Source organism: uncultured Tateyamaria sp. (assembly GCF_947503465.1).
In the GTDB taxonomy this organism is placed as follows: domain Bacteria; phylum Pseudomonadota; class Alphaproteobacteria; order Rhodobacterales; family Rhodobacteraceae; genus Tateyamaria.
In genome coordinates, this window is the sequence record NZ_CANNDN010000004.1 from 64,796 (window position 1) to 79,009 (window position 14,214).

Sequence of the window (14,214 nt, forward strand, 5' to 3'; positions counted from 1 at the left end):
TGGACAAGATTGTCTTAACAATCCGTTAACGTTTCACAAAATCTGTTAACGCATGTCCGCGCACTTGAAAACTGCGCAACATTCCGCTTTGAGCGGGCCAGATGTCGCCCAAACGGGCGGAAAACGCGCAGGAGCCTTGCATTTTGGTGCAAAAACGGGATCACGGTGGCGGTCTGGATAACGCGATATTGACCCATGGTGGGCGGCGGTCCGATTGGATCGACCTGTCCACGGGCATCAACCCGCAGCCCTTTCCGGTTCCCCCGATGACGCAGGATGCGTGGACCGCGCTGCCGGATCAGCAGGCGCGCGACCGCCTGATCCGCGCCGCACGGCAGATATGGTCCGTCCCCGATGATGCCGCAGTGCTGGCAACGCCGGGTGCGTCGGCCATCATCGCCCAGATCCCGCGACTGGCCAAAGCGCGCACGGCGCGCATTCCGACACCAACCTACAACGAACACGCCGCCAGCTTTGCCCTGCACGGGTGGGAGGTTGTCGACACGGGCACGGCAGAGGCATGCGTGCTGGTGCACCCGAACAATCCCGATGGGCGCCTTTGGTCCTGTGCCGATGCAGATGCCCCCCTGACTGTCATCGACGAGAGTTTTTGCGATGTCACGCCCAAGGCCAGCCTGATCAAACATGCGGCGGAACCGGGCACCCTGATCCTGAAAAGCTTTGGCAAATTCTGGGGGCTGGCGGGCGTGCGCCTTGGCTTCGTGATCGGGGATCCCGGCATGATTGCGCGGCTGGCCGAGATGCTGGGGCCCTGGCCCGTGTCCGGTATCGCGCTGGAAGTGGGGGCCACGGCACTGGAAGACCTGCACTGGGCCGACGCAACCCGCGACAGACTGGCCCGCGATGCTGACCGGCTGGATGCCCTGATGACCGCCAGGGGGGGGCAGGTCGTGGGCGGCACGCCCCTGTTTCGGCTGTATGACGTGGGCGATGCCGCCGCGTGGCAGGACCGGCTGGCGCAGGCGCGCATCTGGAGCCGCATCTTTCCCTATAGCGGCCGCTGGCTGCGGCTGGGCCTGCCTGCACGGGGCGATTGGGCACGGATCGAGGCGGCACTGTGAGCACGGCCGCCCTGCTGGTCCTTGCGATGATGCTGGACGCGCTGGCGGGCGAGCCGCGTTGGCTGTGGTCCCGTCTGCCCCACCCCGCTGTTGTGATGGGGCGGGCCGTCCATCTGCTGGACACCCGTCTGAACAGCGCGCCTGCTGCGCGCGCCAAGGGTGTTTTGGCCCTTGCCCTTCTTGTGGTTGGGGCGGGCCTGCTGGGCTGGGTGCTGGCCCATCTGGGTTGGGTGGTGCAGGTGATCGTCGCCGCCATCCTGTTGGCACACCGATCCCTTGTGTCCCATGTGGCGGATGTCGCCCGTGGATTGCGCCAGTCGACCGCCGAAGGTCGCCGCGCCGTGCGGTTGATTGTTGGCCGCGACGTGACCACCGCATCGGATGCGCAGGTGGCGCGGGCCGGGATCGAAAGCCTGGCCGAGAATTTCAGCGATGGTGTCATCGCCCCGGCCTTCTGGTTTCTGGTGGCCGGTTTGCCGGGCATCCTGATCTACAAGGTTGTCAATACGGCCGACAGCATGGTGGGGTATCTGACGCCCCGCCATGCGCAGTTCGGCTGGGCCGCCGCAAGGTTTGACGATGTCCTGAACTGGGTGCCTGCGCGCCTGACCGGTGCGCTGTTGGCCGTGGTTGGTGGTGTGACCGGACACCGGGCGCAGATCAGCGCCGATGCGGGCCTGCACCGGTCACCCAATGCCGGATGGCCCGAGGCCGCGATGGCCCGCGCCCTGGGCATCGCGTTGGCCGGTCCGCGCAGCTATCACGGCACGGTCGAGGACCTTGCCTGGGTCAACGGGGCGGGGCGGCGTGACATTGGCCCGCCGGACATTGACGCCGCCCTGTCGATGGTGTGGAAAACATGGGGGCTTGCCTTGTGTCTTGTTGTCTTGGCCGGAGTTTTGATGTGCGTGTTCTGAAGATCCTGTCCGTTGCCGTTGCGCTTTTGACATTGCCCGGTCTGGCCCTTGCCCAGTGCGGTGGCGGGTTTTCCGCCTTCAAGGCCGGACTGAAGGCCGAAGCGATGACACGTGGCATTGCTGCGGCCACGGCGGATGCGTTTCTGGCCCCGGTCCGGCAGGATCCCGCCGTGTTGCGTGCCGACCGCGCCCAGGGCGTGTTCCAACGCCCCTTTGTCGACTTTTCCCGCCGCCTGATTTCGCAGAACCGGATCGATACGGGCCGCGCCAAGGCCCGCCAGTGGGACGGCGTGTTCGACCGGGTCGAACGTGCCTATGGCGTGGACCGCACCGTGTTGCTGGCCTTTTGGGCGTTCGAGACGGACTACGGGTCGTTTCAGGGGGATTTCAACACCGCCAACGCGCTGGTGACCCTGGCCCATGATTGCCGTCGTCCCGGCCTGTTCCGCCCGCAGGTCTTTGCGGCGATGGAACTGTTTGCATCCGGTGATTTCGATCCGCGCCGCATGACGGGCGCCTGGGCAGGCGAGATCGGCATGGTTCAGATGCTGCCTGCCGACATCATCGAGAACGGTGTGGACGGCGATGGCGATGGTGCGGTGCGTCTCAAGACCTCGGCCCCGGATGCGCTGTTGTCGGGCGGCAAGATGTTGCAGCATTTCGGGTGGCGCGCGGGCGAGCCGTGGCTGCAGGAGGTTGTTGTGCCTGCGACCATGGATTGGAGCCTGAGCGGTGTGGGCAAGCCCCGCCCCGTCGCCGACTGGCAGGCCATGGGTGTGCGAGCGCGCAGCGGTGCCTTGGCGAACCTGCCTGCGTCCCTGATCCTGCCGCAGGGACACAAGGGGCCTGCCTTTCTCGCCTATCCGAATTTCGATGTGTATTTCGAGTGGAACCAGTCGTTTACCTATGTGCTGACTGCAGCCTATTTCGCGACCCGTCTGGGGGGTGCACAGGTCTATGATGCAGGGGCCCCGGAGGCGGGGTTGGGACCCGACCAGATGAAGCGGTTGCAGACGAAGTTGCAGGCGCGGGGCCATGACGTGGGCAAGATCGATGGCATTCTGGGCGCAGGCACACGGGCAGCGGTTCAGGCCGAACAGGCGCGTCTGGGCCTGCCCGCAGATGCATGGCCGACCCCGGCGTTGCTGAACCAACTTTGACAGCGCACGTTTGAGTTTTGGTAACGATTGGACTATATTCCAAGTATCGGAAGTTTTGTTCAGTTCAATCACCGAACAAAAGACCCGGCAGAGTTGCGCCTCTGCCGGGTCACTCTTTTTCAGGTCAGAGCCCGATCAAGAGCCGGATGACCGCGATTGCCAGCGTCGCCAGTGCGACCGCGACCATCCATCTTCGGAAGTTTCTCTCCGTCAGTTCAATCACCCCCTTTCGCGGCCCAGGTTGGGCTGCGACGCCAGGATGGTGAGAAAGTCGAGAAGATTTGGTTAAATTGCGCTGGGTCAGGGGCGGATCGGGAACCGCTCACCCTTCTCGGTCAGCATGACCACCCGGCCACCGTTTTCGACATACCGATCGCAGCGCCCGAACCCGTTGCGGAAGGCGATGCAAACCGTGCCATCGGCGCCCACCTCATACCGGCCAAACGCCGTCCCGCCTCCGTTGGCATACGTGTAGGAATACGCACCGCCAACCGAAAACCTGGACTGCCCGTCGTCAAAAAATGTCAGCGTCCTGCCCTCGATCAATGCGGTGACAGCCCCCCGATCCAGCGGCGCATCGCCGCGTCGCACGGCCCAATCGTTGGCAAAAGTCGGCGTGGCCAGCAGGCCCAGAAGCAAAATCAAACGCATGACGCGACGCTAGCACGTCAGGCGCACACAGACCCGTCACGACACGGTGACTGGTTCAGGCGACCAGCGTCTCGGCCTTCTTGAGGTCGACCGACACCAGTTGGCTGACGCCCTGTTCGGCCATGGTCACGCCGAACAGACGATCCATGCGCGCCATGGTGACGGCGTGGTGCGTGATGATCAGGAAACGCGTGTCCGTGCGGCGGCACATCTCGTCCAGCAGGTCGCAGAACCGGGTGACGTTCGCATCGTCAAGCGGGGCGTCCACCTCGTCCAGCACGCAAATGGGCGCCGGGTTGGCAAGGAACACGGCAAAGATCAGCGCCATGGCCGTCAGCGTCTGTTCGCCCCCCGACAGCAGGCTGAGCGTCGACAGTTTCTTGCCCGGCGGTTGGCACATGATCTCAAGTCCCGCCTCCAGCGGGTCCTCGCTTTCGACCATCACGAGGTTCGCCTCGCCCCCGCCGAAAAGGTGGGTGAAGAGCAGCGAAAAGTTGGAATTCACCTGCTCGAAGGCCGTCAGCAGACGTTCGCGGCCTTCACGGTTCAGGCTGGCGATCCCGCTGCGCAGGGTCTTGATGGCTTCTTCAAGGTCCGCCTTTTCACTGACCAGGGTGTCGTGTTCTTCCTGCACCTCCTTGGCGTCTTCCTCGGCCCGCAGGTTCACGGCCCCCAACGCATCGCGCTGGCGCTTCAGGCGTCCCACTTCGGTTTCCAACGCCTCTGCCCCCGGCATCTGGTCGGGGGTGACATCCAGCGCGGTCAACAACTGGTTGGGCGTCATCTGCTGGTCTTCGGCAATGCGTTCAGCGGCATAGGCGACAGTTTCACGCGCCGCTTCCGCGCGGGCCTCGGACCGGGCGCGGGCCTCGCGGGCCTCTGACGCCAGGCGCTCGCTTTCGCGTTCGGCCAGGGCGGCATCCCGCAACGTGCCTTCGGCTTCGGACAGGGTGTTGGCCGCTTCGGCCTTGCGCGCCTCTGCGCGGGCGATCTCGTCGCTCAGGGCCGCGCGTTTGGCGGCCAGTTCGGCCGGGGCCGCCTGGGCGGTTTCAAGCTCGGCCTCGGATGTCGCCTTGCGGTCGATCAGTTCCGCGGTGCGGCGCTCCGCCGTCTCGAGCCGGTGCTTCCAGCCGCTGATTTCCTTGGTGATCTCTTGCGCGCGCTTGAGGCGCGCCTCGCCCGTGCGGCGCAGATCGTCATGCGCCGACCGGCGCGACATCATGGTGATGCGCGCGGCCTCGACCGTCATGCGCAGGTCTTCGACCTCGGCCCGGGCCGCGTCCAGATCGGGCAATTCCGCCAGTGCCGCCTCGGCCTCCGCCACCCGCGCCCGCGCGGCCATGGCATCCTCTTCATGCCGCGTCACGGCCAGCCCAAGGGACTCGAGCCGCCCCTCGGCCAGGTTGCGATCCGCCTCCGCGCGGCTCAACGCCCGCGCGGCGTCAGCCACCATCCGGTCCGCCTCGCGCCGGGCGGCGCGGGCCTGTTTGTCGGCCTCTGACAACGCGGCCATGCGGGCGGTCAGCGCCTCATGGGCCTGCCGGGCACCATCCGCGCGAGACGTGGCGCGTTCCAGCGATTGCTTCAACTCTTCCAGACGGTTGAGCTGTTGCAGGCGCAGGGCCGCAGCACTTGGCGCATCTTCGGCCCAGGCGCGGAACCCGTCCCAGCGCCATACGTCCCCTTCCTGCGACACCAGCCGCTGGCCGGGTTTCAACAAAGGTTGCAGGCGGGCCGCATCATCCGCATCGACAAGGCCGATCTGCGACATGCGGCGAACCAGAACATCCGGCACCGACACGTGCTGCGTCAGCGCGGTGACGCCATCGGGCAACGCCTGATCCGTGTCGTAGGGCGGCAGGACCGCCCAGCCCGAGGGACCATCCGCGTCAACCTCGGGCGCGCGCAGATCGTCGGCCAATGCAGCCCCCAGCGCCTTTTCAAAGCCCTGCTGAACCTGCAACCGGTCGAGGATCTGACCGCCTTCTGCCGTGTCCCGTTCCACGAGCTTGGCCAGCGCGCCCGCCTCGGCCCGCAGTGCGTTCATCTCGCCCTCGGCCTCGGACCGTTCGGCGCGCGCGTCGGCCTCGCGCGATTGGGTTTCGGCGCGCGCCTCTTCGGCGGCGGTCAGGGCCGCGTCGGCGCGTTTCGCGGTTGCCTCGGCGTCTGTCACCGACGTCTGGGCCGCGTCGAAATCTGCGCCCGCCTTGTCCAGCGCCGCGCGACTGGTTGCCACGGCATCGCGGGCCTTGGCCGCTTCGGCCTCGGACTTGGCCTCGACCTTGCGGCTGTCTTCGAGCAGGCGTTGGGCCGACCCGTGGCGGGCGGCCAGACGAGCGACATCCTCGGTCTTGTCGGACTGGTCGCCTTCGCGTGCCTGCAGGACCTGGCCCGCCTCGCGGGCGGCTTCGGCGGCATCGGCCAGCAGGCCATCGTGGCCTTCGCTGGCTTTCGCGATTTCGGACGCTTCCCATTCCAGCCGTTCGATCGTCTCGCCCGCGTCCTTGTTCAGCCCGCCCTCGCGTTCGATGTCGCGGGCCAGTTGGGCGATGCGGTTGGTCAGCGTTTCGATGGCCTGTTCGGCCTGCTGTTCCTGATCGGACAGCGTATCGCGCTGCACGGCGAGCCGTTGCAACACGGCGGCGGCAATCGCGTCTTCCTCGCGCAGGGGCGGCAGGTCGTCTTCCGCCGCCTGGCGGGCCTTGGCCGACAGGCGCACGGCCCCTTCGGCCTGGGCCGCGGCGGTGGTGCGGCCGCGCAATTCGTCATCCGCTGCCGCGCGCGCCTCGTCCGCTTCGCGCCAGCGGCGGTACAGCAACTGCCCTTCGGCCTTGCGCAGGCTGTCGCCGATCTCGCGGTAGCGGGCGGCCTGGCGGGCCTGGCGGGCCAGTTGCGCAAGCTGGGCGGCCAATTGTTCGATCACGTCATCGACGCGCGCAAGGTTCTGTTCCGCGCCCTTGAGCTTCAGTTCGGCCTCGTGCCGCCGTTGGTAGAGACCGGAGATGCCTGCCGCCTCTTCCAGGATGCGGCGGCGGTTCTTGGGCTTGGCGTTGATCAGTTCGGCGATCTGGCCCTGACGGACCAGCGCGGGGCTGTGCGCGCCGGTCGAGGCGTCGGCAAACAGCATCTGCACGTCGCGCGCCCGCACGTCTTTGCCATTGGTCTTGTAGGCGCTGCCCACGTCGCGCGTGATCCGGCGGATGATTTCAAGCGCGTCCTGATCGTTGAAGCCCGCGGGCGCCAGCCGTTCGGAATTGTCGATATGCAGGCTGACCTCGGCAAAGTTGCGGGCGGGCCGGGTGGCGGCACCCGCAAAGATCACATCCTCCATCCCGCCACCGCGCATCGCCGTGGGGCGGTTTTCGCCCATCACCCAGCGCAGCGCCTCGAGCAGGTTGGACTTGCCGCAGCCGTTGGGGCCCACAACACCGGTCAGCCCGTCCGCGATGATCAGGTCGGTCGGGTCCACGAAGGACTTGAAGCCGGTCAGTCTGAGTTTCGAAAAGCGCAAGTGTGGCCCTGTCGCGTGAGTCTGGTTGGGCTGGCATGGTGGACGGAGGCTTGCGGCCCTGTCAACGGCAGCACCCCACAAACTGCGGAATGGGCGGGGTTATCCACAAGATATTGCGGTATCGCGCCTCAAATCACGGTGCAATCCAGGTCCAGCACCCGTTCGCCCGTGGCCGGGCTGACATAGCTGTCGAGGGTGTAACAGCTGTATTCGTCCTGCGGCGTCAACCGGTCGATCCGGGGACCGCCCTTGCCGCAATCAAGGATGCCGGTGGCCAGTGCCTGATCGCCCCGCACCTCCTTGACCCTGCACCCGCTGACCATTTCCATCGCCGCCGCCGCGCGCTGTTTGATGGGACCGAAACGGGGGGCGTATTGCATGTTCGTGCGCAGGGCTTCGGCCAGACGGCCATTGACGCGCACGTCAAAGGTGGAGCCGTCCACGGTCACCGTGGTGGCGGGCAGGCCGCGAAAGTGCGGGCCTGCGGTGTTGCAGGCCGTCAAAGCAAAACACATGAAAAGAAGTACACGCATGGCCGCACCAAACCGGATACATAGTTAATTCCGCGTTAAGATTTGCGCGCGCGCGGTACGTTAACCCGGCGCAGCCGGTGCTTCATCGGTGTACGGGTTGTGCACGGGTTGTGCACATATCGTGCATCGCGATTTTTGACCTTCATCTCTATGAAAAGAAGGTGAATCCGCCCCGCGACTCGGCCTCCGCTTCAGCGATTGCACGCCCGGCGTACTGGTCATATGATTTTACCAATTTGCGCCGGAGATCTCATGCCCTTTCGCCCCGTCCAACCCGATAAACTCTCAGCCGCCGTGATCCGGCAGATCGAGCAGCTTATCCTGCGCGGTATTCTGCGCCCCGGCGAACGGTTGCCGCCCGAGCGGGAGCTGTCAGAGCGCATGGGCGTGTCCCGCCCGTCCTTGCGGGACGCGATCGGCGCGTTGCAAGCCACCGGATTGCTGACGGCCAAGCCGGGCGCGGGGGTCTATGTGGCGGATGTGCTGGGATCGGCCTTTGCGCCCGCGTTGACCGAGCTTTTTGCGCGCCACGACGAGGCCGTGTTCGATTACCTGAGCTTTCGGCGCGACATGGAGGGCCTTGCCGCCGAGCGGGCCGCGCGATTGGGGTCCGATACCGACCTGGCGGTGGTGCAGACGGTGTTCGAGAAGATGGAGGCCGCCCATCCCAAGCGGAACGGAGAGGAAGAGGCACAGCTGGACGCGCAGTTCCACATGGCGATCATCGAGGCCAGCCACAATGTCATCATGCTGCACATGATGCGGTCGATGTATCAACTGCTGCGCGACGGGGTGTTTTACAACCGGCAGGTCATGTTCAAGCAGCGCACCACGCGGCAGGCGCTGCTGGACCAGCACCGCCAGATCAATGAGGCGTTGCAGGCCCGGGACCCGGACGCTGCGCGGGCGGCGGTGCAGGCGCATCTGGATTATGTCGAACGCGCCTTGCGGGATCAGCAGAAGGCCGAGCATAACGAACAGATTGCGCGCCAGCGGCTGGATCACGAGACCGGCGCCTGAGGCTTATGTTCCGGGGGGCTCCGCCCCCGGCCTGCGGCCTCCCCCGTCGTATTTTTGGTCGGAAGAAACAAAAAAACCCCGGCGCAGACGGCCGGGGTTCCTGCATCTCTGTTTCTGCGTGGCCTAGTGCAGGCGCGCGTCGACCTCGGCGATGGCGTCGTCGATCAGCTTGTTGCCGTCGGTGGCCGTCATCTGCTTGGCGATCACGTCGCGCGCGGCCTGCACGGCCACGACGGCGGCGGTGTCGCGCACCTCTTTGACCGCGCCGGCTTCGGCCGAGGCAATCTGGTCCGTCGCGGCGGCCATGCGGCGTTCGATGGACGCCTTGAGGTCAGCACGCGCCTGATCTGCGGCGGCTTCGGCGTCCTTCTTGGCCTGTTCGACGATCTTGTCGGCCTGTGCCTGGACCTCTTTCTGCTTGCGCTCGTAAGAGGCAAGCAGCGTCTGGGCTTCTTCACGCAGGGCGCGCGCCTCGTTGATCTCGGACTGGATGCCGGTTGCCCGATCGTCCAGCATCTTCGAGATCATGCCGGGGACCTTGAAGTAGAACAGGACCGCGATGAACAGGATAAAGGCGACAAGGACGATGAAGTCCGTGTTGCTCAGTTTCCAGAATTCGGACGAGAACGGGTTTTTCGAGGCGGCCAGGGCCGGTCCTGCGGCCAACGTGGCGAGGGATGTGAGGGTCAGGAAACGCATGATCTATCCCTTCATCCGGGCGTTGACGGCGGCAGTGATCGCGCGCGCGTCGGCCTTGCCACCCATCACGGCGACGATGTCCTTGGCGGCGTCCTTGGCCACCTCCTTGATCGCGTCCTGGGCACCGGCGCGAATGTCGGCAATGGCCTTTTCGCTTTCGGCCGCCCTGGCAGCGATTTCGGCGTCCGCCTTTTCGATGGCGACGTCGAGGTCGGCCTGAATGGCGGCCTTCGTCTCACCCGCGATGCGCTGCGCCTCGGCACGCGCGTCGGCCAGCGCCTTGTCATAGGCGGCTTCGGCCGCTTCTGCCTTGGCCTTCAGGTCCTCGGCCGCGGCGATGTCATTCGTAATCGTCCCCTGCCGTTCGGCAAGGATGGCTGCGATCCGCGGCAGGGCCACGCGTGACAGCACGAAATAGATAATGACGAGGGTGATCAGCAACCAGAAAATCTGGTTGTCAAACGTTCCCACGTTCAGCTGCGGCATGCCGGCCTGTGTGCCACCGGCCACGTCGGCTGCCGCATTGGTGTTGTCTGCCATAACAGTCGTTCCCCTGAGGTGACCCCGTGATCAGGGCCGAATTGCGAGCCGTACATCGGGCAGCGTGAACAGTATCACGCCGCCCGACCGTAAGGAATGCGTCTCAGAAGTCTTAGACGGCGAACATCAGCAGCAGAGCGACGAGGAACGAGAAGATCCCCAGGGCTTCTGCGAAGGCGATGCCGATGAACAGGGTCGCTGTCTGGCTGGCGGCTGCCGACGGGTTGCGCAGGGCGCCAGCGAGGAAGTTGCCAGCCACGTGGCCCACCCCGATTGCGGCGGCGCCGGAACCGATTGCTGCCAGGCCTGCGCCGATGTGTGCGAGTTCACCTTCCATGTCTAATCTCCTTACGATTGGAAGTTGGATGTATTGCGGGGCGCCTGCCCCGCGATGCATTAGTGATGCGGGTGCAGCGCGTCCTTGAGGTACACGCATGTGAGGATCGTGAAGACGTAGGCCTGGATGGCCGACACCAGCACTTCGAGCCCGTAGATCGCCATGACGCCGATGATGGCGACAGGGGCGATGGCGGCGACCTGGGCAAAGCCTGCGAACACTTTCAGAACCGCGTGGCCCGCCATCATGTTGCCTGCCAGACGGATGGAGTGGCTGACGGGGCGCACGAAGTAGGAAATGATTTCGATGATCGCGAGGATCGGGCGCAGCGGCAGTGGCGCGCTGGAGACCCAGAAGAGGCTCAGGAACGAGGCACCGTTCTTGACGAAGCCCAGGATCGTCACGGCAAAGAACACGCCGAAGCCCAGGATCGCGGTGACGGCGATGTGCGATGTGGTTGTGAACGACATCGGGATCAGCCCGAGGAAGTTGGCGCAGAGGATGAACATGAACAGCGTCATGATGTAGGGGAAATACTTGATCCCGTCCTTGCCGGTCACATCCTCGACCATCTTGTAGACAAAGCCGTACATCAGTTCGGCAATCGACTGGCCCCGGCCCGGCACGGTGGCGCGCTTGGACGTGGTCAGAACCATGAGGGCGAAGACCGCAAGGACCGCAAGCGCCAGCCACAGCGTCACGTTGGTGATCGTGTACCAGTGCACGTCATAGCCGCCGAACAGCGGTTTGACCTCGAACTGATCCATGGGCTTGAAGGACAGCCCACCACCTTTTGCTTCGTCTGCCATCCGGCTCTCTCCGTCCTAGCCCCGCGGGGCGTCGTCATCTGCGGCCTCTTCGGCCTCTTTCATGCTCTGGACCTCTTTCGCGCTGCGCATCATCGTCTGGATGCCGGCCGCGAAGCCCAGAAGCACAAATATGATCATGAGCCACGGTGTGGTGCCGAACAGCGCGTCCAGCCCGTATCCCATGCCAAAGCCGATCCCGATACCAGCCACCAGTTCGATCACCATGCGCCAGGCCAGCTGTGCCTGGGAGTGCGGATCCGGTGCGCGGGGTTTGGGGGCGTGTTCATCCTTGACGGCGTCGATCCTGGCGCTCAGGGCCTTCAGTCGATCTGCGTCTTCGGGGTCGGTCACGCGCCTTTGTCCCGTCATTTGGGTTGGGGGTTGGATATGTCGGGCCGGGATGCGAGTCAACGCGCTCTTGCCTTTGCGAGAGTGGCGCCTAACCCACTGTTTTATTGCATATTTATCTGAACAATGAAGGTAAGGGCCAATGCGCCGCACCCGCCCGGTCGGCCAATCATGCGCATATCCGCATGTTCAACCATTTGGTTGATTTTCATCCGCTGCGCAAAGCCGTGGTGTGATCCAACAGCCATGACCGCACCGATCGCACCGCCTTGCGCCGCCCCGATTGGCCACTGGTCAGCAGGTGGAATGACCCCTGTCGAAAGCCCACATCCGACACCCGCACCAGACGCCCTGCCGTTTCGTCCAGATGGGTGCCGTCCGACGCGCCAAGATAGATGCCCGCCCCATGCACTGCCGCTTCGAGCGCGAGATTGGCGCGCATGCGCCAGGGCGGATCCGGCACCTCCACCCTGAAACCCGCGTGCTTTGCCCAGTCGATCCAGATGTTCGGCCCGCGATCGCGCAACAGGGGCCGTTCCGACAAATGCGCGGGGCGCAGGGTGTCATCCGACAGATAGCCGGGTGCGGCAAAAGGATAGATCGGTGCGTTGCTGAGCAGGTCCGAGGGTTGGTCCAGCGATCCGGTCTTGGCATAGCGGATGGCGAGGTCGGCCTCGTAGCGGTCCAGGTCGGCCAGGTCGTTGGACCCTACCAGGCGCAGGTCGATATCCGGGAAATCGGTCTGGAATTGCGACAAGAGCGGGATCACGATCTTGATGGCAAAGACCGGCTCGCTGTTGACCACCACACGGCCTGCAGGCGTGTCGGCCAGTCCTTCGGTCGCTTCGCCGATCACGTCGAAGGCGGGTGTTATCCGGTTGAGATAGTGATCCCCTTCGGCTGTCAGCGCCACGCCGCGGGATGCATCGCGGAACAGCTGCACGCCCAGCCGCGCCTCGAGCCCGCGCACATGGCGGCTGATGGCGGAATGGCTCACCCCCAGTTCCTCCGCCGCGCGCGAGAAACTCTCGTGGCGCGCCGCCGCCTCGAAGGCGCGCAGGGCATTGAGCGGGGGCAAGGTGCGGGACATGGGGATACTTGTGCCTAAAACGCACAGGTTATGTCAAACAACTCTGTTTGTGGTCGCGGTGAAACAGGCGCAATATCACCGCACCCCTCAATAAACGAGGCTTATCATGCTTCTGACCCGTCAAAACGCGCTTCTGCGCGCCCTGTCTACTTGTGCCAAAATCTGGCGGCATGTTCGCAAACCCAAAGCGATCAAAGGCACCGCCTTGCCCCCGTTGAGCGATCACATCGCGCGCGATATCGGCCTGACCCCGCACGAACGCGAGCTGATGTCGCACCACTGGCCCTCGCGCGACAGCCGCCACCCGTTTCTTTGATCGCTTCCCCTTGGGCCAAGGCCCCGGTACAACGGGCCATGGCCGATCCGCTCGACACCGTCTTTTCCGCCCTTGCCGATCCGACGCGGCGGGCCATCCTGACCATGCTTCTGGAAGATGACATGGCCGTCACGGATGTGGCCGAACCGTTCGAGATGTCGTTGGCCGCCATTTCCAAACACCTGACGATCCTGACCCGCGCGGGCCTGATCAGCCAAGAGAAACGCGGGCGCGTGAAATGGTGCAAGCTGGACCCCGACGCTATGCGGGGCGCGTCCGTCTGGATGCAGGGCTTTGGTCAATTCGAACCTGTGAACCTGGAGGCGTTCGAGCGGTTCCTGGCGCAGGAGCTGCCCGACCGTCAGGCGTGAACGGGCTGGTTCTGCGCCGAATTCAGGGTGTCATATCCCGACAGGTCGAACCGGCAATCCGCGCGCGCCCACCCGGCGGCGTCAAACCATATCGGTTCGGCCAGCAGCTTGAAATCCTCGAACGGCACACCGGGCAGCGTCCAGCCCATCGAATGCGACATCGCCACCCGCACGCCCGGCTTGGGGTTGATCCCGTCCCGAATATCGCGCAGGCCCAGCTTCAGATGGTGGGCGATATCCCAATGGCGCACGCGGCCCTTCTCGCGCGTGGCGACCCAGCAATGCATGTCGGTGGTGTGGTCGCGCCGCTCAACCGGGATGAAGTAGCCCGCGACATAGCCCGCCTCGACCCCGGCGGCGCGCAGGCTGGCCACCAGATAGGCGTTGATGTCCACGCAGGACCCGGTGGTGATGTCACATAGCTGCGGCATTGCATCCGTGTCGTCATAGAAACGATCATTGGTGTGACCATAATCAAAACACGACGTGACATGGGCGACCATGGCCTCGATCCCGCCCTGCGCGACGATGTGCCGGGCCTCGTCGGTCAAAGCGGGTGCGGCGCGCGTGAACCTGCTGTCATGCGCTGCGAACATGGCATCGGGGGCTTGCGATGGCGCTGCGTCAAAGGCGTAGCGCAGTGTGATCTGATCCGCGCGCGGCGTCAGGATCAATGCGTCCTGGTCCAGGGCCGCACAGGACACCCTGCGTATGTCCGCACCGTTCACCTCAAGGCCCAGACAGGTCGCCGCCGGCGTGCTGAGCCCGACAGGGGCCAGGATGCTGCCATCGCGGTCAACCGTGACCGTCACATTCATTTCGATAATCAT

General features: G+C 64.9%; 16 protein-coding genes. 6 read left to right on the forward strand and 10 right to left on the reverse strand.

Annotated features, from left to right (window positions below):
* Positions 1–101 precede the first annotated feature (101 nt).
* Genes Q0844_RS18820 through Q0844_RS18830 form a run of 3 tightly spaced genes read left to right on the forward strand, consistent with a single transcriptional unit; the run spans position 102 to position 3,159 of the window.
* Positions 102–1,082 (forward strand): threonine-phosphate decarboxylase, encoded by a 981-nt coding sequence (locus Q0844_RS18820; RefSeq protein WP_299048214.1) that lies wholly within the window; start codon positions 102–104, stop codon positions 1,080–1,082.
* Positions 1,079–1,999, forward strand: a complete 921-nt coding sequence (cbiB, locus tag Q0844_RS18825; protein WP_299048216.1) for an adenosylcobinamide-phosphate synthase CbiB — start codon at positions 1,079–1,081, stop codon at positions 1,997–1,999. The genes Q0844_RS18820 and cbiB overlap by 4 nt, the downstream gene beginning before the upstream one ends.
* Positions 1,996–3,159 carry a lytic murein transglycosylase gene (locus Q0844_RS18830; protein WP_299048596.1) on the forward strand — a complete coding sequence of 388 codons (1,164 nt, stop codon included), beginning with the start codon at positions 1,996–1,998 and terminating at the stop codon, positions 3,157–3,159. The genes cbiB and Q0844_RS18830 overlap by 4 nt, the downstream gene beginning before the upstream one ends.
* 300 nt (positions 3,160–3,459) lie before the next feature.
* Here Q0844_RS18830 and Q0844_RS18835 read toward each other — a convergent pair whose 3' ends face one another.
* The 3 genes from Q0844_RS18835 to Q0844_RS18845 all read right to left on the reverse strand — a co-directional run bounded on the left by Q0844_RS18835 (position 3,460) and on the right by Q0844_RS18845 (position 7,854).
* Positions 3,460–3,810, reverse strand: a complete 351-nt coding sequence (locus Q0844_RS18835; protein ID WP_299048218.1) for a hypothetical protein — start codon at positions 3,808–3,810, stop codon at positions 3,460–3,462.
* A 55-nt stretch (positions 3,811–3,865) separates the two neighbouring features.
* Entirely contained in the window at positions 3,866–7,321 is a 3,456-nt protein-coding gene (smc, locus tag Q0844_RS18840) for a chromosome segregation protein SMC (RefSeq protein WP_299048220.1), read from the reverse strand.
* A 128-nt stretch (positions 7,322–7,449) separates the two neighbouring features.
* Positions 7,450–7,854, reverse strand: coding sequence for a hypothetical protein (locus Q0844_RS18845; RefSeq protein ID WP_299048222.1), 405 nt, complete (start codon positions 7,852–7,854; stop codon positions 7,450–7,452).
* 252 nt (positions 7,855–8,106) lie between these two features.
* Here Q0844_RS18845 and Q0844_RS18850 point away from each other — a divergent pair, with 252 nt between their 5' ends.
* Positions 8,107–8,874 (forward strand): FCD domain-containing protein, encoded by a 768-nt coding sequence (locus Q0844_RS18850; protein WP_299048223.1) that lies wholly within the window; start codon positions 8,107–8,109, stop codon positions 8,872–8,874.
* Between the two features lie 123 nt (positions 8,875–8,997).
* On the opposite strand, the gene Q0844_RS18855 is transcribed toward Q0844_RS18850, so the two are convergent.
* The 6 genes from Q0844_RS18855 to Q0844_RS18880 all read right to left on the reverse strand — a co-directional run bounded on the left by Q0844_RS18855 (position 8,998) and on the right by Q0844_RS18880 (position 12,697).
* Positions 8,998–9,573, reverse strand: a complete 576-nt coding sequence (locus Q0844_RS18855) for a F0F1 ATP synthase subunit B (RefSeq protein ID WP_299048225.1) — start codon at positions 9,571–9,573, stop codon at positions 8,998–9,000.
* A 3-nt stretch (positions 9,574–9,576) separates the two neighbouring features.
* Entirely contained in the window at positions 9,577–10,113 is a 537-nt protein-coding gene (locus tag Q0844_RS18860) for a F0F1 ATP synthase subunit B' (RefSeq protein WP_299048227.1), read from the reverse strand.
* Between the two features lie 112 nt (positions 10,114–10,225).
* Entirely contained in the window at positions 10,226–10,450 is a 225-nt protein-coding gene (locus tag Q0844_RS18865) for a F0F1 ATP synthase subunit C (RefSeq protein WP_299048228.1), read from the reverse strand.
* Positions 10,451–10,509: 59 nt separating this feature from the next.
* Entirely contained in the window at positions 10,510–11,259 is a 750-nt protein-coding gene (locus tag Q0844_RS18870; protein ID WP_299048230.1) for a F0F1 ATP synthase subunit A, read from the reverse strand.
* 15 nt (positions 11,260–11,274) lie between these two features.
* Complete coding sequence (locus tag Q0844_RS18875) at positions 11,275–11,610, reverse strand: AtpZ/AtpI family protein (protein ID WP_299048232.1); 336 nt, start codon at positions 11,608–11,610, stop codon at positions 11,275–11,277.
* A 205-nt stretch (positions 11,611–11,815) separates the two neighbouring features.
* Entirely contained in the window at positions 11,816–12,697 is an 882-nt protein-coding gene (locus Q0844_RS18880) for a LysR family transcriptional regulator (protein ID WP_299048234.1), read from the reverse strand.
* A gap of 106 nt (positions 12,698–12,803) precedes the next feature.
* Here Q0844_RS18880 and Q0844_RS18885 point away from each other — a divergent pair, with 106 nt between their 5' ends.
* Together Q0844_RS18885 and Q0844_RS18890 are read left to right on the forward strand one after the other, a co-directional pair.
* Entirely contained in the window at positions 12,804–13,013 is a 210-nt protein-coding gene (locus tag Q0844_RS18885) for a hypothetical protein (RefSeq protein ID WP_299048236.1), read from the forward strand.
* A gap of 38 nt (positions 13,014–13,051) precedes the next feature.
* Complete coding sequence (locus Q0844_RS18890; protein WP_299048237.1) at positions 13,052–13,384, forward strand: metalloregulator ArsR/SmtB family transcription factor; 333 nt, start codon at positions 13,052–13,054, stop codon at positions 13,382–13,384.
* Here the strand turns inward: Q0844_RS18890 and Q0844_RS18895 are convergent.
* Positions 13,375–14,214, reverse strand: coding sequence for a transglutaminase domain-containing protein (locus Q0844_RS18895; protein ID WP_299048239.1), 840 nt, complete (start codon positions 14,212–14,214; stop codon positions 13,375–13,377). The genes Q0844_RS18890 and Q0844_RS18895 overlap by 10 nt on opposite strands.

Excerpts from the sequence above, each read along its gene's own strand:
- Q0844_RS18820 (WP_299048214.1), top strand. The coding sequence starts at position 102 with ATGTCGCCCAAACGGGCGGAAAACGCGCAGGAGCCTTGCATTTTGGTG.
- Q0844_RS18835 (WP_299048218.1), bottom strand. The coding sequence starts at position 3,810 with ATGCGTTTGATTTTGCTTCTGGGCCTGCTGGCCACGCCGACTTTTGCC.
- Q0844_RS18845 (WP_299048222.1), bottom strand. The coding sequence starts at position 7,854 with ATGCGTGTACTTCTTTTCATGTGTTTTGCTTTGACGGCCTGCAACACC.
- Q0844_RS18850 (WP_299048223.1), top strand. The coding sequence starts at position 8,107 with ATGCCCTTTCGCCCCGTCCAACCCGATAAACTCTCAGCCGCCGTGATC.
- Q0844_RS18855 (WP_299048225.1), bottom strand. The coding sequence starts at position 9,573 with ATGCGTTTCCTGACCCTCACATCCCTCGCCACGTTGGCCGCAGGACCG.
- Q0844_RS18860 (WP_299048227.1), bottom strand. The coding sequence starts at position 10,113 with ATGGCAGACAACACCAATGCGGCAGCCGACGTGGCCGGTGGCACACAG.
- Q0844_RS18865 (WP_299048228.1), bottom strand. The coding sequence starts at position 10,450 with ATGGAAGGTGAACTCGCACACATCGGCGCAGGCCTGGCAGCAATCGGT.
- Q0844_RS18870 (WP_299048230.1), bottom strand. The coding sequence starts at position 11,259 with ATGGCAGACGAAGCAAAAGGTGGTGGGCTGTCCTTCAAGCCCATGGAT.
- Q0844_RS18880 (WP_299048234.1), bottom strand. The coding sequence starts at position 12,697 with ATGTCCCGCACCTTGCCCCCGCTCAATGCCCTGCGCGCCTTCGAGGCG.
- Q0844_RS18885 (WP_299048236.1), top strand. The coding sequence starts at position 12,804 with ATGCTTCTGACCCGTCAAAACGCGCTTCTGCGCGCCCTGTCTACTTGT.
- Q0844_RS18890 (WP_299048237.1), top strand. The coding sequence starts at position 13,052 with ATGGCCGATCCGCTCGACACCGTCTTTTCCGCCCTTGCCGATCCGACG.
- Q0844_RS18895 (WP_299048239.1), bottom strand. The coding sequence starts at position 14,214 with ATGATTATCGAAATGAATGTGACGGTCACGGTTGACCGCGATGGCAGC.